The following is a 17880-nucleotide window of genomic DNA, read 5'->3' on the forward strand; positions in this document are numbered from 1 at the left end:
GCGCGTCCGGCGGTGCCGTCAGTGGTGCAGCGCCTTGTCGCGCGGGCCACCGGCGTTCTCGGCCGCCGCCGCGTCGCCCGCGGCGGCGGGGCTCCGGCGGACGAACAGCGCGGCGATCACCGCGAGGACGCCGACGCACCCGGCGACGGCGAACGCGGTGCGCAGCCCGGCGGCGTCCGGGGTGCCGGCCGCGGCGGCGCTGCCCTGGGCGGCGACGGAGACGAACACGGCGGTGCCGAACGCGCCGGCGACCTGCTGGAGCGTGGACAGGATGGCGCTGCCGTGCGAGTGGAGGTGGTCGGGCAGCACCCCGAGCGACTCGGTCATCAGCGGCGTCATCATCAGCCCGAGCCCCGCCATGAGCAGCACATGGACGGTGATCACCGCGGCCAGCGGCGAGCCCGCGCCGAGCGCGGTGAACAGCCACAGCGACACCGCCATGGCCAGCGCGCCCGGGACGACCAGCGGCCGGGCGCCGTACCGGTCGAACAGCGCCCCGACCGGACGGCCGAGCAGCCCGAGGACCAGCCCGCCCGGCAGCACGGCCAGCCCGCTCACGAACGTGCTGGTCTTCAGGACGGTCTGCAGGTAGAGCGGCAGCAGGATCGCCGCGGCGCCCAGCAGGCACATGAACAGCAGCGCGGTCAGGATGAGCGCGACCACGAAGCTCCGGTGCGCGAACGGGCGCAGGTCGAGCAGGGCCCGGTCGCGGCGCTGGAGGCGGAGCTGCCGCAGCACGAAGGCCGCCAGCGCCGCGGCACCGGCCGCGATCGGCGCCCACGGCGGTACCGGGTGCTCCCCGCCGCCGGACTCCCCGATGGACGACAGCCCGTACAGCACGCCCCCGAACCCGGCGGCCGACAGCAGCACCGACGGCAGGTCCAGCGGCACCGGCCGCGTCCGCCCGTCGAGGCGCAGCCAGACCGCGCCGATGGCCAGCGCCGCCAGCGACAGGGGCAGCACCGTCCAGAACATCCAGCGCCACCCCAGCGAGGACAGCAGCGCCCCGCCGATGGTCGGCCCGAGCGCCGGGGCGACGGCGATCACGATGGTGATCGTGCCCATCGTCGCGCCGCGCCGCTGCGGCGGCACCAGCCGCATGACCGTCGTCATCAGCATCGGCAGCATCACCGCGGTGCCGCACGCCTGCACGACGCGTCCGGCCAGCAGCACCCAGAAGCCCGGGGCCAGCGCGCTGACGAGCGTCCCGGCGCTGAACAGGGTCAGCGAGGCCACGAAGATCTGCCGCGGCGTGAACCGCTCCAGCAGGAACCCGGTGGTCGGGATGACCACCGCCATGGTCAGCAGGAACCCGCTGGTCAGCCACTGCACCGTCGTGGTCGACACGCCCAGGTCGACGGTCAGGTCCCGCAGCGCGACGCTCAGGATCGTCTCGTTCAGGATCATCACGAAGGCCGAGGCGACCAGCACGCCGATCAGCAGCGCGGTCCGCGGCGGCGCGGCGGCATCGGCCGCGGCCGGCGGGGTCGCGGGTCCGGTCATGGAGGCGCACCTTAGGTAAGAGCGGGGGCAGGTCGGGCGGACGAGAGCGCCGCTCGGGAGGTGCCGACCGGTGCCGGCTTCCGGGCCCGCCGGCGCCGTCGCCGGCGGCGCGGGCATCGTGATCATTGTAGAGGGCGGCGCCGGGCCGCCCGCCGGTCGCCGGTCCGGCGTGGGCGGCCGGGGCACCGGTACCTGGTCGGGCCGGCGGCCGGGCCCGCCCGGCGCCGCGCGGGGGAGGGGAGTCCCGCGCGGCACCGGGCGGGTCAGCGGCGGGCGGCGCCCTTCAGTAGGACTTGGGGAGGTTCAGCTCGTGCTGGGCGATGTGGGCCAGCACCATCTCCTCGGCGACCGGGATGTTCTTGGCGATGCGGGCGTCGCGGAACATGCGGGCCACCGGGTACTCCAGGGAGTACGCCATGCCGCCGTGGGTCTGGAAGGCGCGGTCGGCCGCCTGCCAGGCCGCGTCGGCGGCGGTGAGCTTGGCGATGTTCGCCTCCGACCCGCACGGCCTGCCCGCGTCCCACAGCCAGGCCGCCTTGTAGGTCATCAGCCGGGCTAGTTCCAGCTGCGCCTTGATCTTGGCCAGCGGGAACGCGATGCCCTGGTTGGCGCCGATCGGCCTGCCGAACGGCGCGCGGTCGCGGGCGTACGCGCAGGCGATCTCCAGGACGAGCTCGCCGGAGCCGACGCCGCCGGCCGCGGCCAGGATCCGCTCGGGGTTGAGGATGTCCCACAGCACCGCGAAGCCCTGGTCGGGCGCGCCGAGGACGCTGCCCGCCGGGACGCGGACGTCGTCCAGGAACACCATGCTGGAGGCGACGGTGTTGGTGCCGAGCTTGGGGATCGGCCGGTACGTCAGCGTCCCCTCGGCCTCGGCCTTCTTCACATCGACGAGGAAGACGGTGAAGCCCGCCGTGCGCGGCTTCGCCTCGGCCGCCGGGATCGTCCGGGTGACCAGCACCATGTGGTCGGCCCGCTCGACCCCGGAGATCCAGATCTTCTGGCCGCTGATCAGGTAGTGGTCGCCGTCCCGCCGGGCGTGGGTGGTGATGTTGACGGCGTTGCTGCCGGCGTCCGGCTCGGTGATGGCGAAGCAGGTCTCCAGCTCACCGGCGGCGATCTTCGGCAGGAACGCGCTCTTCTGCTCCTCGGTGCCGTGCCGGGCGATGGTGAGCCCGCCGAACGCCGGGGTGAGCAGGTACATGAACGAGGCCGCGCCGCCCGCGCCGCCGCCCGCCAGGCTCTCCAGCGCCACGGCCAGCTCCAGCAGGCCCTGCCCGGCGCCGCCGTACTCCTCCGGGATCGCCAGGCTGTGCCAGCCGCCGTCGACCAGTTCCCGCCAGACCTCCTCGGGTCAGCGCTTCTCGGCGTCGCACCGGTCCCAGTAGTCCTGGTCGTACTTCCCGGCGATCGCCCCCACGCCCTCGCGCACCGCGATCGCGCTCTCCGGCAGGTCGAAGTCCACTCGCGCCTCCTCCGAACGGTTGTTGCGGACCCACCGTAGCCCAAGCGAGTAAGTGCGTACTGACGCGGGTCCGCGCGGCAGTGTCGGCCACCTTCGCGCTGGGCACGCTGATGCCGCGCCTCTCGTCATCACGCCCCAGGGCGAACCCTCCTGACCCGCCCGGCCGGCCCCTTCATCCCCGATACCGCCCGTGTTCACCGTCCGTACCTCTTACAAACGCTAGTGTCTTTTTGGAAATCCACCGAAAGGATCGGCCATGGGCAACAAGACGGACAAGGCGTGGAGCGCCTACAACCTGGTGTACGTGGGACTCGCCGCCGTGGTGGGCGTCGCGTTCCTCGTCCTCGCGATGACCGACCCCGCCGGGGCGGGCACCAACCTCGCGTACGCGTTCGCGGCGTTCGCGGCGGGCGGCGTCCTCTTCTACCTGAACCGCCGGAAGGGGACCCGGAGCGGCGGCACCTCCCAGCACGGCCGCCGCTGACGGCCCGGCGGCTCAGCGGCTCAGGGCGGTCTCCCGCTCGACACGGGTGAGCTTCTCGGGGTTGCGCACGGCGTAGAGGCCGGTGATGAGGCCGTCCTCGACGCGCGCGGCGAAGACGGTGTCGACCGCCCCGCCGAGCCGGAAGACCAGCGCGGGGTGGCCGTTGACCTGCGCCGGCCGCAGCGACGCCGCGGTGCCGAACCTGCGCACGCCGGCGACCAGCCGGGCCACCCGGCCGGCGCCCGTGACGGGCCCCGGCGCGGCCGCCCTGATCCCGCCGCCGTCGCCCAGGAAGACGACGTCCGGCGCGAGGACGTCCAGCAGGCCCTGCAGATCGCCCGTCGTGACGGCGTGCTGGAACGCCGCGAGCGCGCCGCGGTTCTCGGCCTCGGAGACGGTCCCGCGCGGCCGGCGCGCGGCGACGTGCGCCCGGGCACGGTGGGCGATCTGCCGGACCGTCGCGGCGGTCCTGCCGACGGCTTCGGCGATCTCCTCGTACGGCAGGTCGAACACCTCGCGCAGCACGAACACCGCCCGCTCGGTCGGGCCCAGCGTCTCCAGCACCAGCAGCATCGCCATCGAGACGCTGTCGGCCAGCACGACGTCCTCGGCCACGTCCGGCGCGGTCAGCAGCGGCTCGGGCAGCCACGGCCCGACGTAGGACTCCCTGCGGCGGCCGAGCGCGCGCAGCCGGCCCAGCGCCTGCCGGGTGGTGATCCGGATCAGGTAGGCGCGCGGCTCCCGTACCGAGGCCAGGTCGACGCCCGTCCACCGCAGCCAGGTCTCCTGGAGGACGTCCTCGGCGTCGGCGGCCGAGCCGAGCATCTCGTAGGCGACCGTGAACAGCAGGTTGCGGTGGGTCATGAACGCCTCGGTGGCGGGGTCCCCTCCGGCGCGGGCGGCCGGTGCCCCTGCCGTTCCCGCGGTCGGCTCGCTGTGCTCGCTCCTCATCGCCGGTTCCTCCGCCCGCTCGCTCCCGATCGTCCCACGTGCACAAGATGCCGGTCCGCGCCGCCGTGTGACGCCCGCGCGCAGTGGCGTAGGCCACATGGCCGCCGGCGGCCGCCGCTACTTCCAGACGCGGTCGAGGAAGCCGGCGATGAGCGGGGCGATCTCCGGCAGGTGGTCTTCGAGGGCGAAGTGGCCGGTGTCGAAGACGTGGAGTTCGGCGTCGGGGAGGTCGCGCAGGTAGGCGTGCGCGCCGGACGCGGGGAAGAACGGGTCGTTGCCGCCCCAGGTGATGAGGGTGGGCGGGGTGTGCCGGCGCAGCCATGCCTGCCAGGCCGCGTAGCGTTCGAGGTTGGAGTGGTAGTCGAACGCGAGCGCGACCTGGGCCTCCTTGCGTCCGGGCAGGTCGAGGAAGTGCTGGTCGAGCGTCCAGGCGTCGGGCGCGAGCAGTTCGGTGTCGGCGACGCCGGTCTGGTACTGGCCGCGCGTTCCGGGGAGCGTGAGCAGGTCGCGTACGGCCTGCTCCGCCCCGGGCCGGCCGGGGCGCAGGGCGATGAAGTCGCGGGCGGCGTCGGACAGGCCCTCGGTGTAGGCGTTGCCGTTCTGGACGATCAGGCCGGCGATCCACTCGGGGTGGCGTTCGGCGATCCGGAGGCCGACCGGCGCGCCGAAGTCGAACACGTACATCACCATGCGGGTCAGTCCGAGCGCGCCGATGAAGCCTTCGGTGATGTCGGCGAGCCGGTCGAAGGAGTAGGTGAAGTCGGCGGGGGCCTCGGTGTGCCCGAAGCCCGGGTAGTCGGGGGCGATGAGCCGGTAGCGGCCGCCCAGCGCGTCGATGAGGCGGCGGAACTGGTGCGAGGCGGACGGGAATCCGTGCAGGAGCAGCAGCACGGGCGCGTCGTCGCGCTCGGGGAGCGACTCGCGGTAGAAGACGCGGACGCCGTCGACCTCCACGTGCCGGTGGACGGTTCGGGCCAGCAGGGGGAACGCCATGACTAATGCCTCTCTGGGAAGAAGATGCATTAGTTATAGAGATCATCGACCTAACGTGTCAAGCGGGGGAGATAGCATTAGTCGCATGAGTGATCTCGTCCCGCTGACCGGCGAGCACCTGGCCCTGGACCTGGTCAACACCCGCACGGCCGCCGGTGACCTGCTGACCGCCCCCGGCGACCTGGCCGCCTGGCTGGAACTGCAGGCCGGACGGCTGGAGGGCGCGCGGGAGGCCGCCGACCCCGGTACCGACGCCCTCACCGCGGTACGCGCCGTGCGCGAGCACACGGCCGGGGCCCTGGAACGCGCCCGCCGCGGCGAACCCCCGGCTCAAGCCGACCTGGAGGCGCTCAACGACGCCCAGCGCGCGGCGCCCGCCATCAGCGAACTGGTCTGGAACGGCTCGGCGGTCACCGCCGAGCGCCGCCGTACCGGCACGGCCGCGGCACGGCTCGCCGCCCGGCTCGCCGAGGCCGCCGCCGGCCTCCTCGCCGACCCCGCGGTCACCCGGATCCGCCAGTGCGAGGCCGGCGACTGCACCCTGCTGTTCCTGCCCGCGCACCCGCGCCGCCGCTGGTGCTCGGCCGCCCGCTGCGGCAACCGCGCCCGCGTCGCCCGCCACTACCGGCGCCGCAAGACCGGCTGACGCGCCGTGCGCTGATGATCGGGAGATCAGGCCGGCGGCGGGACGGCCACTCCTTCCAGTCCTTCTAGGAGGACCGTGCCCTGCCGCTCTCCGCACGGCCGTCCCGGTGGGTGTGCTGGGCGGCGAGGCGGACGGGGGCGTTGGGGGCGCCGTAGCCGCGGTAGCCGCCGATGCGCTGGACGATCTCGAGGAAGACGCGGCCGGTGGTGGCGGTGTAGAAGTGCAGGAACTCGCCGTGCTCGTCGCGGTCGTAGAGCAGGCCGAGTTCGCGCAGCAGGCGGTGGCGGTCGGCGCCCAGGTCGTACCGCGCCTCCAGGTCGTCGTAGTAGTTGCCGGGGATGGCCAGCCGCGCGGCTCCGGCCTCGCGCAGGCGGCGGGCGGTGGCGACGATGTCGGTGCTGGCCAGCGCGATGTGCTGGGAGGCGGCCTCGGGCGCGGCGCTGTCGTGCGCTCCGACGTAGGCGACGTTCAGGGCGATGCGGACCCGGCCGTCCCCGGTGGAGACGGCCCGGCTGCGCATCAGGCCGTAGGGGTCGGGCAGCTCCAGGCTCTGGTGCGGGCGCAGGCCCAGCACGCTGCGGTAGAACAGCGAGGCTTCGTCGAAGTGGTGCCAGGGCTGGGCCAGCGCCACATGGTCGAGGTGGGTGATCTCGCCGCCGGGGGCGGCGCGCCGGTCCAGGGTGAAGTCGTCGGTCCAGCCGGGGTGCTGGGCGGTGCGGCAGAAGAACAGCTCGGTGCCGTCGGGGGCGGCGACGGCGTCCAGCGGCGCGTCGTCGGGGTCGCGCAGCCGCGGCAGGACGGGGGCCAGCAGCGCTTCGGCGCGCTGGGCGGCGGCGGCCGGGTCGGGGGACTCCAGGCCGATGGCGGCCAGGACGGGGCCGTCGGGGCTTTCGGCGGTGCCGGTGTTGAGCAGGACGCGGGCCTGGTTCTGCTCCCACAGCTCGACGGGCTTGTGCGCGTGGACGCCGGTGCGGGCGAAGCCGAGCGCGGTCAGCAGGCGGCCCAGGTCCGCGGTGTGCGGGGTGGCGAGTTCGGCGAAGGCGAACCCGGTGGGGACGACCGGAGCGGGCACCTTGGGAACGGTCACCGGGGGAGTGGTTGCTGGGGGAGTGGTTGCTGGGGGAATGGTGGGGCCGAGTCGTTCGCCGACGGCCTCCTGCAGGGCGATGAGGGAGCGCATGGCGTCCTGGGCGGTGCGCATCGCGGCGGCCTGGCGGAAGACGTCGTTGAACACCTCCAGCGACAGCGGCCCGGCGTAGCCGGTGCGGAGCGCGCGGGCGGTGAAGCCGGCCAGGTCGAAGTCGCCCTGGCCGGGGAAGCAGCGGTAGTGGCGGCTCCAGTACAGGACGTCCATCGGCAGCCGCGGCGCGTCGGCGAGCTGGAGGAAGAAGATCTTCTCGGCCGGGATGGTCTCGATGGGGTACGGGTCGCTGCCGCGCGCCAGGATGTGGAAGCTGTCCAGGCAGACTCCCAGGTTGGGGTGGCCGGCGGCGCGGACGATCCGCCAGGCGTGCCGGTAGTCGTTGACGTGCCGGCCCCAGGCCAGGGCCTCGTAGGCGATCCGGATCCCGTGGCCGGCGGCGCGTTCGGCCAGGGCGTGCAGCTGCTCGGCGGCCAGGTCGTCGTCGTCGACCGCGTCGGGTGACACGCTGGAGCACACCAGCAGGCAGGTGGCGCCCAGGCGTTCCATGACCGCGAACTTGTGCTCGGCGCGCCGCAGGTTGCGGGCCAGCGGGCCGGGCGGCACCGCCTCGAAGTCGCGCAGCGGCTGGTACAGATCGATGCCCAGCCCCAGGTCGGCGGCCCGTTCCCGCACCTGCTCCGGGCTGAGCGGGCTGGTGATCAGGTCGTTCTCGAACAGCTCGAGGCCGTCGAACCCGGCCGCGGCGATCGCGGTGAGCTTGTCGGCCAGCGAGCCGCTGAGCGAGACGGTGGCGATGGACCTGCGCATGGGACCGGATCCCTCCCCAGCAATGGACGAACTAGTACGTTAGCTTAGCCGCCCGCCGGGGGCGGTTACGGTGCCGTGCTCGGGAGACTTAAGGAAACCGTAAGGGCCTGCCGCCACAGTGGTTCCAGCACGGCCCGCCACGGCGGGAGGACGGATCGGCGGAAGCCGGCCCCTCCGCCCGGCCGCGGGACAGATCACCCCGGAAGGAAGAACGATGACGCGAGAGCTGGTCTACACCGGATTCATGTCGCTCGACGGCGTGGTGGACTCCCCCGGAGGGGAGGTCGAGGGCCACCGCAGCGGCGGCTGGGTGATGCGCACCGAGTTCGTGCCGGAGGCGTACTCGCTCAAGGGCGAGGAACTGGCCGAGACCACGGCCCTGATGTTCGGGCGCCGCAGCTACGAGGCGTTCGCGCCGATCTGGCCCGGATCCGAGGACCACGCGGCCTACAAGGACCTCCCCAAGTACGTCGTGTCCACCACGCTCAAGGACGACGACCTGGCCGGCGGCTGGGGCCCGATCACGATCCTGCGCTCGGTCGAGGACGTCGCGGCGCTCAAGCGGGAGGAGGGCGGACCGATCTTCATCCACGGCAGCGCCGAACTGGCCCGGCGCCTGGCCGGCGCGGACCTGATCGACCGGTACAACCTGCTCGTGTTCCCCGTGCTGCTGGGAGCCGGGAAGAGCATCTTCGGCCGCGAGGACCGGGACGAGACGAAACTGCGGCTCAGGGAGTCCGCCACCTACTCCAACGGCGTCGCGAAGCTCGTCTACGACGTGGTGCGATAGGCGGGCCCGCGCCGTACCTCAGCGATCCTGCGCGGCTCCGGGGGGCGCTCCCGTGATGAGGGGAACGGGGCGGAAGCCCTTGGTGAGCAGCCAGATGCCCAGGGACGCCTCCCAGACGATCTCCGGGGCCGTGAACAGGAGGTTCACCGCGGACTGCTGCCCGTAGGCGCCGAACAGGACGGCGGCCGCGGTGGCGCAGGCGGCGGGGCCGCCGACGAGCCCGATCAGCGCCATGGGGCGCGGGACGAGGCCCGACCGGTACATCAGGTAGCCCAGCAGCAGCCCGTTGCCGAAGCCGGCGCAGAAGGCGGGGCCGAGCAGGAACGTCTGGTCCTTGAGCGCCACCAGCGCCTGCCCGATCAGGGCGGCGTCGGCGTCGGCGCCGGCCGCCAGGTCCTGCCGCAGCGCCACGACGGCGAGCACGGCGGCGATCCCCAGCACGATGACGGTCGACTCGACGATCCGCAGGGCGACGTAGCCGAGGGCGACGCTCTCGCTCTGCCGCTTCAGGATCGGGAACAGCACGACGGCGGTGGCGATGTTCGCGACGGCGGTCAGGATCTCCAGGAGGGCGCCGAGCCGCACCCGCGTGTCGGCGCCCGCTCCCGCGATGTAGTCCGCGTCGTTGAGGACCGGGTCGTACAGCAGCACCGCCGGGATCGAGAAGGCGAAGGTGAGGACGAACCAGGCGCCGGCCGCCCTGGCGGTCCGCTGAGCGGCCGCCGGCGTCTCCGGCGCCTGGGATCTGATCGCGTCCACGTGGTTCTCCCATCGGTTCCGCCCGCGCCCGGTCGCCGGGACAGTCGTAGGGAACCACGCGGAACGGGCGCTGTCAGTCGGACCGGTCCGCGGTCCGGACCTCCGCGCGGCCGGACTCGTCGGCGAGCCGCTCCATGCCGCTGGTGGTCTTCAGCGGCTTCTCCTTGATGAACGGGACGATGACCAGGACGAGCAGCGCGAACGGCGTGGCGACGAGGAAGAGGTCGGCGGTGGCGACCCCGTAGGCGTGCTCCACGATGGCCCGCATCGGGGCGGGAAGGGCCGTCATGTCGGGGACGCCGTGGCCGGCGGCCTGGCCGCCGGCGGGCGCGCCGGCGTCCCGCAGGCTCTTGGTGATCTCGGCGGTGACGCGGTTGGCCAGGATCGCGCCGAGCACGCTGGTGCCGATGGTGCCGCCCATGCTGCGGAAGAAGGACAGCACCGAGGTCGCGGCGCCCAGCTCGGCGGCCGGGACGTCGTTCTGCGCGGCCAGCACCAGGTTCTGCATCAGCAGGCCGACGCCGACGCCCAGCACCGCCATGTAGACGCTGAGCAGGCCGAAGTGCGTGTCGGAGCCGATCGTGGACAGCATCCCGAGGCCCGCGGTCATGAAGACGGCGCCCGCGACGAGGTAGACCTTCCACCTGCCGGTCGCGCTGATGAGCTGCCCGGCGACCGTGGACGAGACCAGCAGGCCCGCGATCATGGGCAGGCTCATCAGCCCGGCGGCCGTCGCCGACTTGCCCAGGGAGACCTGGAAGTACTGCGAGAGGAAGACGGTGCCGCCGAACATCGCGAGGCCGACCAGCAGGCTGGCGATGGTCGTCAGCGCCACGGTGCGGTTGCGGAAGATGTCCAGCGGGATGACCGGCTCGGGCACCCGCGACTCGACGAGGACGGCGGCGGCCAGCAGGACCACGCCGCCGGCGGTCAGGGCGGCGGTCTGCCAGGAGGCCCAGTCGAACTCGACGCCGGCCAGCGAGACCCAGATGAGCAGCGTGCAGACGCCCGCGACGATCAGGAACGCGCCCAGGAAGTCGATCTTCACTTCGCGGCGCACGGTGGGCAGCTTCAGCGTGCGCTGCAGCAGCAGGATGGCCAGGCGTCGAGGTCGGCGTCGCCGGCCCGCGCCGCGGCGCCGCGGGGGACGCGGCGGCCCGCGCCGTGGCAGGCGCTGGACAGGGTGCGCGGGTTGCCGTGGCCGCTCAGGACGAAGCTGGACGCGCCCATCGAACCCGGGACGATCACCGGCTCGCCCCACATCGCGTACGGGCCGCCCTCGGAGTGCCCGCGGGCCGGGGCGGCGCCCTTGCGGTGGACGACCCGGTCCCCGTCCTGCCAGAACAGGTTGTGCGGGGCGTCGTACAGGAGCCGCGCGTCCAGGGTCCCGCACTCGGCGGCGAGCCCGGCGCGCATCGTCAGCGACAGGAAGAAGCGGTTCCCGGTGGCGAAGTTGGCGGCGTTGCCGAACGCCTCCAGGTAGCGGCGGCGGCCGGCCTCGGAGCGCCCGTCCAGGAGGAACGGCAGGATCCCGTTCCGCGGCCGGGGGAGGCCGGCGGGCCAGCCCGCCCGCAGCCGGTCCAGCGCGGTGCCGTTGGCCTGGTGGCCGAGCGCCAGCGAGCCGCTGTGCGCCATCGTCACCACGGTGCCGGGGAACAGCCCCCAGGCGTGGGCGGCCGCGGCGTCGTGGACGCGCTCGACGTACTGGAGCTCGACGAAGTGGTTGCCGCCGCCGATCCCGCCGATGACGCCGTCGGCGGTGGCCCGCCCGGACGCGCCGCCCGCGCTGCCGACCCAGTCGGCGAACGCCTCGGCGGTCGGTACCGGCAGGCCCGGGACGTGCATGCGGTCGACGCTGTCGTCGGCGTCGGCGGCGGAGACCCCGGGCCAGCCGGAGGAGTCGCCGGTGAGCAGCAGGCCCGGCAGCCCGTCGCGCAGCAGCGCCTCGCGCTGCGCGGGCGTGAGCGCGATCCGGCGGCCGCCCTCGAAGAACAGGTGCCGGAGCCGGCGTTCGAGGGCGTCCAGGCGGGGCCGGACGGCGGCGGCGTCCAGCGAGGTGACCTCCAGCCGCATGCCGCAGTTGACGTCGTTGCCGACGGCCTGGGGGAGCAGGGCGCCCTCGGTCTCGATGACGGTGCCGATCGGGATGCCGGCGCCCTTGTGGAAGTCGGGGGTCAGGGCGACCCGGGTGATGCGGGGCGCGGGGCCGTCGTGGTTCCGGGCCTCGGCGAGCCGCTCCAGCGTGCGGGCGGTCTCCAGGACGGCGAGCACCTCGTCCACGGCGGCCGGTTCGAGCGGGACGTCCGGGCCGGCGCAGATCTCGACGGGGACGCCGTGGGGGTTGGGAAGGCGGAGCCAGCGGTCGTCGAGCCGTTCGAGCCGGTGGTCCTGGCGTGCGTGGTTCAAGAAGGGTCCTTCGTGGCTGCTGAGGGGCATGGCGAGTAGAGGGCGGGGCGGAACCCGCCGCGGGCCTCCGGTTCAGCAGCCGCGAGGTGAGGGCGAAACTATCAGATCTCGCCCGGCGCGCCGCCCAGATAACGGGTGACCATGTGCGCGACGAACCGTGCGACGCGCTCGGGCGGCTCGGACGGCAGCATGATGTGGCTCATCGTCAGCCGGATCGCCGCGTCGGCGATCTCGCTGACCTCCGCGCGCTCCATCCAGGGCCACTGCTCCAGCGCGTGCTCGGTGAGGCGGGCGCTGGCGGTGAACAGGACCGGGTCGGCCCGCGTGGTCAGGAGCGGGAGCAGCTCGTCGCCGCCGGCGCCGGTGAGCACCACCTTCTTGATCGGGTCGTCGGCCGAGGTCTCCAGCGTGAACAGCACCGCCGCCTCGACGGCGGCGAACAGGTCGTCGTGCTCGGACAGGATCCGGTCGATGTCGTCCAGGTAGCGCTCGTTGTCGCGCAGGACCACGGCCTGCGCGAGCCCCCACTTGTCGCCGAACTCGTTGTACACCGTCTGCCGGCTCACGCCCGCGGCCGCGGCGACGTCCTGCATGCGCACGCCCCGGTAGCCGCGCCTGACCAGCTGCTCGGCCGCGGCGTCCAGCAGCGCGTCGCGGGTCGAGGGGCGCGGGGTGCTCATCGGTGCTCCTCCGGTGATCGGCTGAAGGCATGTCCTCACGCGTCAGGGACGGCTGTCAAGCCGCCCCCGCCATTATCCTCCCGCCCCGGTCCGCGCCGGGAAGGCGGCGGGATGGTAGGGAATGGGGCGAGAGGCGAGGCGAGGAGGGCCGGTGTCCGGAATCCTGGTGGCCAACCGCGGCGAGATCGCGCTGCGGATCCTGCGGGCGGCGCGCGAGCTGGACCTGCCGGTGATCGCGGTCCGGACCCGCGACGACCCGCCGTTCCCGGGACTGCGGCGCGCCGCCCAGGTGCGGGAGCTGCCCGGCGAGGGCGTGGCGGGCTACCTGGACGGCGACGCGATCCTCGCCGCGGCCAAGGACGCCGGCGCCACCGCGATCCATCCCGGGTACGGCTTCCTCAGCGAGAACGCCGCCTTCGCCGCCCGCTGCGCCGGCGCCGGGATCACCTTCGTCGGCCCGCGCCCGGAACTGCTGGAGCTGTTCGGCGACAAGTCCCGGGCGCGGGAGCTGGCGCGCGAGGCGGGCGTGCCGGTGCCGCCCGGGACCACCGGCCCGACGGCGCTCGCCGAGGCGCGCGCGTTCCTCGCCGAGCACGGCCCGGTGATGCTGAAGGCCATCGCGGGCGGCGGCGGCCGCGGCATGCGCGCCGTCGCGACCCCCGCCGAGCTGGACGAGGCGTACGAGCGGTGCCGCTCGGAGGCGCTCGCCGCGTTCGGCGACGGCGGCCTCTACGTGGAGCGGCTCGTCCCGCGGGCCCGGCACGTCGAGGTGCAGGTCGCCGGGGACGGGACGGGCGCCGTCACGCACCTGTGGGACCGCGACTGCAGCGTCCAGCGCCGCAACCAGAAGCTGGTCGAGATCGCCCCGGCGCCCGCGCTCGCCGCGGAGACGCGCGCGGCCCTGATCGACGCGGCGGTACGGATCGGCTCCCGGGTCCGCTACGAGGGCCTCGGCACGGTCGAGTTCCTGGTGGCGGGGGAGGAGTTCTGGTTCCTGGAGGTGAACCCCCGGCTCCAGGTCGAGCACACGGTCACCGAGGAGGTCACCGGGACCGACCTGGTCGCCGCGCAGATCCGGCTGGCGTACGGCGCCCGGCTGGCCGACGTGGGGCTGGAAGGGCCGCCGCCGTTCCCGCGGGCGTGCGCGGTGCAGGCGCGGGTCAACACCGAGCGCGTGGACGCCGCCGGGACGCCGCGGCCCCGGTCGGGGACGCTGACCGCGTTCACGCCGCCCGCCGGGCCGGGCGTGCGGGTCGACACCCACGGGCACGCCGGGTACGAGGTCGGCGCGCGCTACGACCCGCTGCTGGCCAAGGTCGTCGGCCGCGCCGGGGACTTCGCGGCGGCGGTGGCGCGGGCGGCCGGCGCGCTGGAGGAGTTCGAGATCGCCGGGGTCGAGACGAACGTCCCGCTCCTCCTGGGCGTCCTGCGGCATCCCGCCTTCACCGGCGCCGCGTTCGACACCGGTTTCCTGGCCGAGCACCTGCCCGGGATCGTTGCGGCCCTGCCCGAGCCCGAACCCGGGGCCGCCGGGACGGACGCCGCCGCGCCCGCCGGCACGGTCCCGGTGGCCGCGCCCATGCAGGGCACGGTCGTCAGCGTGGACGTCGCCGAAGGGGACGCGGTGGGCGCCGGCGTGCCGGTCCTGATCCTCGAGGCGATGAAGATGGAGCACGTCGTCCGCGCCGGAGCGGCCGGGATCGTCCGGCGGGTCGCCGCCGCGCCCGGGGACACCGTGGCCGACGGCGCGCCCGTGCTGTTCCTCGAACCCGCCGACGTCGGCGGCGCCGACGCCGGCGAGGAGGCGCGGGCCGACCTGGACGAGATCCGCGCCGACCTGGCCGAGGTGCGCGCGCGGCACGCGACCGGGCTGGACGCGGCCCGTCCCGAGGCCGTGGCCAAGCGGCACGCCCGGGGCCACCGCACCGCCCGCGAGAACATCGGCGACCTGTGCGACCCGGGCACCTTCCACGAGTACGGCGCCCTCGTCATCGCCGCCCAGCGCCGCCGCCGCACCGTGGAGGACCTGGTCGCCCGCACCCCGGCGGACGGCCTGGTCTGCGGGATCGGGGAGGTCAACGGCGGCCGGGCGGTGGTGATGTCGTACGACTACACCGTCCTCGCCGGCACGCAGGGCCATCTCAACCACCGCAAGACCGACCGGATGCTGGAGCTGGCCGAGCGCCGCCGGCTGCCGGTGGTGCTGTTCGCGGAGGGCGGCGGCGGGCGGCCCGGCGACACCGACACCACCACCGTCTCCGGGCTGGACGTCACCTCGTTCCACGCCATGGGGCGGCTCAGCGGGCTCGTCCCGTCGGTCGGGATCGCCGCCGGGCGGTGCTTCGCCGGGAACGCGGCGCTGCTCGGCTGCTGCGACGTCATCATCGCCACCCGCGACGCCAACATCGGGATGGGCGGGCCGGCGATGATCGAGGGCGGCGGGCTGGGCGTGTTCCGGCCCGAGGAGATCGGGCCGGTCCGCGACCAGGAGCCCAACGGCGTCATCGACGTGGTGGTGGAGGACGAGGCCGCGGCGGTCGCCGTCGCCAAGCGCTACCTGTCGTACTTCCAGGGGCCCGCGCCCGACTGGGAGTGCGCCGACCAGCGGCTGCTGCGCCATGTCGTCCCCGAGAACCGGCTGCGCGCGTACGACGTCCGCCGCGCCGTCGAGGGGCTGGCCGACACCGGCTCGGTGCTGGAGCTGCGGCGCGGGTTCGGGGTCGGGATCGTCACCGCGCTGGTCCGGATCGAGGGCCGCCCGATGGGCCTGATCGCGAACGATCCGGGCCATCTGGGCGGCGCCATCGACCGCGACGCGGCCGACAAGGCCGCCCGGTTCCTCCAGCTGTGCGACGCCCACGGCCTCCCGGTCGTTTCGCTGTGCGACACCCCAGGCTTCATGGTCGGCCCGGACGCCGAGCGGACCGCGACCGTCCGGCACTTCAGCCGGATGTTCGTCACCGGCGCGAACCTGCGGGTGCCGCTCGTCACGGTCGTGCTGCGCAAGGGGTACGGCCTGGGCGCCCAGGCGATGGCGGGCGGCAGCTTCCGGACGCCGCTGGCCACGCTGGCCTGGCCGACCGGGGAGATCGGCGGCATGGGCCTGGAGGGCGCGGTGCGGCTCGGCTACCGCAAGGAGCTGGCGGCGGCCGAGGACCCGCGGGCGATGTTCGAGGAGATGGTGGCGGCCGCGTACGAGCACGGCAAGGCGCTCAACGCCGCCTCGGTGTTCGAGCTGGACGACGTCATCGACCCGGCCGACACCCGCCGCTGGATCACGACGGTCCTCGCCGGCGCGCCGGACCCGGGGGAGGGGGAGCGGGCGCCGCGCCGCTGGATCGACACCTGGTGAGATATTGCGAATTCGACGGATATCGACGGACCGAGTGTGGAAGATCGCTAGGATTCCCGGCGGTAGGGCCGTAGCGCAGAGGTCGTCGCGCCTTGCAGCGGGCTGGAGGACGTCGGTTCGAATCCGACCGGTCCTACCCCTCATCTTCCATGCCGCCGGACCGGGGGAGCGTCGTTGCCGCAGGTGAGCGAGGTCGCGCGGCTGCGGCGGATCCGGCGGTACGCCGTCCCGCGCGCGATGATCGAGCGGTCGGCCGAGCGCCGCGCGGCCGGCGACTGGCGCGGCGCCTGCGCCGCCGCCGCGATCGACGTCCGGCTGGACCTGGCCGAGATCGCGCGGCGCCGCGACACCGAGATCGCCGACCGGGTCGAGGACGACCTGCGCCACCTCGTCCCGGACCTGCTCCGCTGGCACGCGCCGCGGGTGCGGGGCCGGACCACGCTGGCGCCCGACCACCGGCTGGTGCTGGCCGAGTACGGCATGGACACGCTGTACGCGGCCACCCCGCCCTGGCTGATCAACGGCCCGCAGCGGATGACGCTGCGCTTCGGCGACCCCCGGCCGCGCGAGCAGCCGTTCATCTGCACCGACTTCCCGCACATCGGCTTCTGGCGCCATGTCGTCCAGCCGTGGACGCGGGCCCGGCACCTCTGGGACGACCGCCGCACCGGCGAGCTGCGCGAGCGCTGCGGCGGCGACGCCGGCCGCGCGCCGTTCTTCCACCCGGACGGCACCCCGCTGGCCGCGGGAGAGCTGCCCGCAGCCGACCCGGGGCCGGACGACCCGGTCGCCCGCACCGAGTGGGCCACCCTGCTGCACGAGCGCGGCGCGATCGACGAGGCCTTCGCCGCCGCCGGCGTCGACCTGGCCCCGCCGGGCGGCGGGGACGGCGCGCACCGGCCGTTCGGGCCGTACGACCAGCTCGCCCGGATGCCACTGGCGCTGACCCGGCTGGAGCCGGAGATCCGGCGGCTGGGCGGCGGCCGGTTCCAGGTCCCGTGGACGGTGCAGTCCATCCTCGTGCTGGACCACGACGGCGAGCGGCTGCGGGTCGAGCTCGCCGAGCCTGACCACTACTGGGAGTGGATGCAGGGACAGGGCGCGGACGTCCCGGTGCTCCCCGACGCGGCCTGGCGGCGGCCGCCCGACCTGGACCTGCTCCGTGCCGGCGCCATGCCGCCCGAGGCCCTGCACCCGCTCGTCCGCGACGCGCTGTTCCCGGCGTTCCCGGTGCCGAGCGGCACGCCGTCCGGGCCGCCGGACCCGGTGGTGCCCACGTCCGTGCGCGTGCGGTGCGGCGGGGAGTGGCACGAGGCGGCCTTCCGGGACGGCGTCCTGGAGATCCCGCACACCGCGCGCGAGCGCGACCGCGAGGCGGCACTCATCGCCCTCGGCGGCGAGCCGGGCGGTTGCTTCGCCGCCGAGCGGGCGTGGACGACCGGCCGGGGCCGGCTGCCGAAGAAGTGGCGCGACCTGCGCCGGGACCTGTTCGACCGCTTTCACCACGGCGACGCCGGCGGCGTGATGCGGATGCTCGACCTCGGGCTCGATCCGCGCGTTCGCGACGAGCACGGGCGCACGCTGCTGCACGTGCTGGCGCTGCTGCCCGAGCCGGAGCCGCTGCTATCGCGGCTGCTGGCGGCGGGGCTCGACATCGAGGCCGTGGCCACGAGCGAATGGAGCAGGGAGCTGCCGCGCACGCCGCTGCACCGGGCCGTGGAGATGGACGGCCCGGAGGAGCTGGTCCGCGCGCTGGTCGACGCCGGCGCCCGCATCGACCTGCTCGACGACGAGGAGACGACGCTGCCCCGGCTCATCGACCGCGCCGGCCGCCGGGACCTCGGCTGGCTCAAGGAGCGGGTGTTCGCCGAGCATCCCGATCTCGAGGACTACTGAGCCT

The 17880-nt window shown here is 74.4% G+C and carries 14 protein-coding genes, 1 tRNA gene and 1 pseudogene; 6 read left to right on the forward strand and 10 right to left on the reverse strand.

Features of this window, described 5'->3' with window-relative positions; genetic code table 11:
• Positions 1–18: 18 nt before the first annotated feature.
• From ACA361_RS23265 to ACA361_RS23275, 3 genes and pseudogenes are all read right to left on the reverse strand, one after another.
• Positions 19–1503, reverse strand: coding sequence for a DHA2 family efflux MFS transporter permease subunit (locus ACA361_RS23265; protein WP_375014952.1), 1485 nt, complete (start codon positions 1501–1503; stop codon positions 19–21).
• A 283-nt stretch (positions 1504–1786) separates the two neighbouring features.
• Positions 1787–2311: an acyl-CoA dehydrogenase family protein gene (locus tag ACA361_RS23270; protein WP_375015509.1), complete on the reverse strand. Its 525-nt coding sequence runs from the start codon at positions 2309–2311 to the stop codon at positions 1787–1789.
• Positions 2303–2845: pseudogene (locus tag ACA361_RS23275) on the reverse strand (acyl-CoA dehydrogenase family protein); the annotation flags it as partial. The pseudogene ACA361_RS23275 and the gene ACA361_RS23270, both read right to left, overlap by 9 nt.
• 379 nt (positions 2846–3224) lie before the next feature.
• Between ACA361_RS23275 and ACA361_RS23280 the strand changes: the two are divergent.
• A complete protein-coding gene (locus ACA361_RS23280) occupies positions 3225–3452 on the forward strand; it encodes a hypothetical protein (RefSeq protein ID WP_375014954.1) in 228 nt (75 codons plus the stop codon).
• A gap of 12 nt (positions 3453–3464) precedes the next feature.
• On the opposite strand, the gene ACA361_RS23285 is transcribed toward ACA361_RS23280, so the two are convergent.
• Both ACA361_RS23285 and ACA361_RS23290 read right to left on the reverse strand, forming a co-directional pair.
• Positions 3465–4403 (reverse strand): RNA polymerase sigma-70 factor, encoded by a 939-nt coding sequence (locus ACA361_RS23285; protein ID WP_375014956.1) that lies wholly within the window; start codon positions 4401–4403, stop codon positions 3465–3467.
• Between the two features lie 117 nt (positions 4404–4520).
• Positions 4521–5396 (reverse strand): alpha/beta fold hydrolase, encoded by an 876-nt coding sequence (locus ACA361_RS23290; RefSeq protein WP_375014958.1) that lies wholly within the window; start codon positions 5394–5396, stop codon positions 4521–4523.
• Positions 5397–5481: 85 nt separating this feature from the next.
• Here ACA361_RS23290 and ACA361_RS23295 point away from each other — a divergent pair, with 85 nt between their 5' ends.
• Entirely contained in the window at positions 5482–6042 is a 561-nt protein-coding gene (locus ACA361_RS23295) for a CGNR zinc finger domain-containing protein (RefSeq protein ID WP_375014960.1), read from the forward strand.
• Between the two features lie 64 nt (positions 6043–6106).
• Here the strand turns inward: ACA361_RS23295 and ACA361_RS23300 are convergent, their stop codons facing one another.
• Positions 6107–7993 (reverse strand): bifunctional sugar phosphate isomerase/epimerase/4-hydroxyphenylpyruvate dioxygenase family protein, encoded by a 1887-nt coding sequence (locus ACA361_RS23300; RefSeq protein ID WP_375014962.1) that lies wholly within the window; start codon positions 7991–7993, stop codon positions 6107–6109.
• A 214-nt stretch (positions 7994–8207) separates the two neighbouring features.
• Here ACA361_RS23300 and ACA361_RS23305 point away from each other — a divergent pair, with 214 nt between their 5' ends.
• Entirely contained in the window at positions 8208–8783 is a 576-nt protein-coding gene (locus ACA361_RS23305) for a dihydrofolate reductase family protein (protein WP_375014964.1), read from the forward strand.
• Between the two features lie 18 nt (positions 8784–8801).
• On the opposite strand, the gene ACA361_RS23310 is transcribed toward ACA361_RS23305, so the two are convergent.
• The 4 genes from ACA361_RS23310 to ACA361_RS23325 form a co-directional block, all read right to left on the reverse strand.
• A complete protein-coding gene (locus ACA361_RS23310; protein ID WP_375014966.1) occupies positions 8802–9542 on the reverse strand; it encodes a DUF4386 domain-containing protein in 741 nt (246 codons plus the stop codon).
• 73 nt (positions 9543–9615) lie between these two features.
• Complete coding sequence (locus ACA361_RS23315) at positions 9616–10602, reverse strand: MFS transporter (RefSeq protein ID WP_375014968.1); 987 nt, start codon at positions 10600–10602, stop codon at positions 9616–9618.
• A gap of 11 nt (positions 10603–10613) precedes the next feature.
• Positions 10614–11948 (reverse strand): RtcB family protein, encoded by a 1335-nt coding sequence (locus ACA361_RS23320; protein WP_375014970.1) that lies wholly within the window; start codon positions 11946–11948, stop codon positions 10614–10616.
• 101 nt (positions 11949–12049) lie between these two features.
• Positions 12050–12628 carry a TetR/AcrR family transcriptional regulator gene (locus ACA361_RS23325; RefSeq protein WP_375014972.1) on the reverse strand — a complete coding sequence of 193 codons (579 nt, stop codon included), beginning with the start codon at positions 12626–12628 and terminating at the stop codon, positions 12050–12052.
• A gap of 151 nt (positions 12629–12779) precedes the next feature.
• Here ACA361_RS23325 and ACA361_RS23330 point away from each other — a divergent pair, with 151 nt between their 5' ends.
• The 3 genes from ACA361_RS23330 (at position 12780) to ACA361_RS23340 (ending at position 17876) form a co-directional block, all read left to right on the forward strand.
• On the forward strand, positions 12780–15980 hold the full coding sequence (locus ACA361_RS23330) for a carboxyl transferase domain-containing protein (protein ID WP_375014974.1): 3201 nt from the start codon (positions 12780–12782) through the stop codon (positions 15978–15980).
• A gap of 64 nt (positions 15981–16044) precedes the next feature.
• Positions 16045–16116 (forward strand) — tRNA-OTHER (locus ACA361_RS23335).
• 47 nt (positions 16117–16163) lie between these two features.
• Entirely contained in the window at positions 16164–17876 is a 1713-nt protein-coding gene (locus ACA361_RS23340) for an ankyrin repeat domain-containing protein (protein ID WP_375015511.1), read from the forward strand.
• Positions 17877–17880: the final 4 nt, after the last annotated feature.

This window comes from Actinomadura sp. 21ATH, from assembly GCF_041951345.1.
Taxonomy (GTDB): Bacteria; Actinomycetota; Actinomycetes; order Streptosporangiales; family Streptosporangiaceae; genus Spirillospora.

Bases quoted from the DNA above. Each gene is read 5' to 3' on its own strand.
- ACA361_RS23265 (WP_375014952.1), bottom strand. From the start codon at position 1,503: ATGACCGGACCCGCGACCCCGCCGGCCGCGGCCGATGCCGCCGCGCCG.
- ACA361_RS23290 (WP_375014958.1), bottom strand. From the start codon at position 5,396: ATGGCGTTCCCCCTGCTGGCCCGAACCGTCCACCGGCACGTGGAGGTC.
- ACA361_RS23300 (WP_375014962.1), bottom strand. From the start codon at position 7,993: ATGCGCAGGTCCATCGCCACCGTCTCGCTCAGCGGCTCGCTGGCCGAC.
- ACA361_RS23280 (WP_375014954.1), top strand. From the start codon at position 3,225: ATGGGCAACAAGACGGACAAGGCGTGGAGCGCCTACAACCTGGTGTAC.
- ACA361_RS23305 (WP_375014964.1), top strand. From the start codon at position 8,208: ATGACGCGAGAGCTGGTCTACACCGGATTCATGTCGCTCGACGGCGTG.
- ACA361_RS23325 (WP_375014972.1), bottom strand. From the start codon at position 12,628: ATGAGCACCCCGCGCCCCTCGACCCGCGACGCGCTGCTGGACGCCGCG.
- ACA361_RS23285 (WP_375014956.1), bottom strand. From the start codon at position 4,403: ATGAGGAGCGAGCACAGCGAGCCGACCGCGGGAACGGCAGGGGCACCG.
- ACA361_RS23270 (WP_375015509.1), bottom strand. From the start codon at position 2,311: ATGGTGTTCCTGGACGACGTCCGCGTCCCGGCGGGCAGCGTCCTCGGC.
- ACA361_RS23295 (WP_375014960.1), top strand. From the start codon at position 5,482: ATGAGTGATCTCGTCCCGCTGACCGGCGAGCACCTGGCCCTGGACCTG.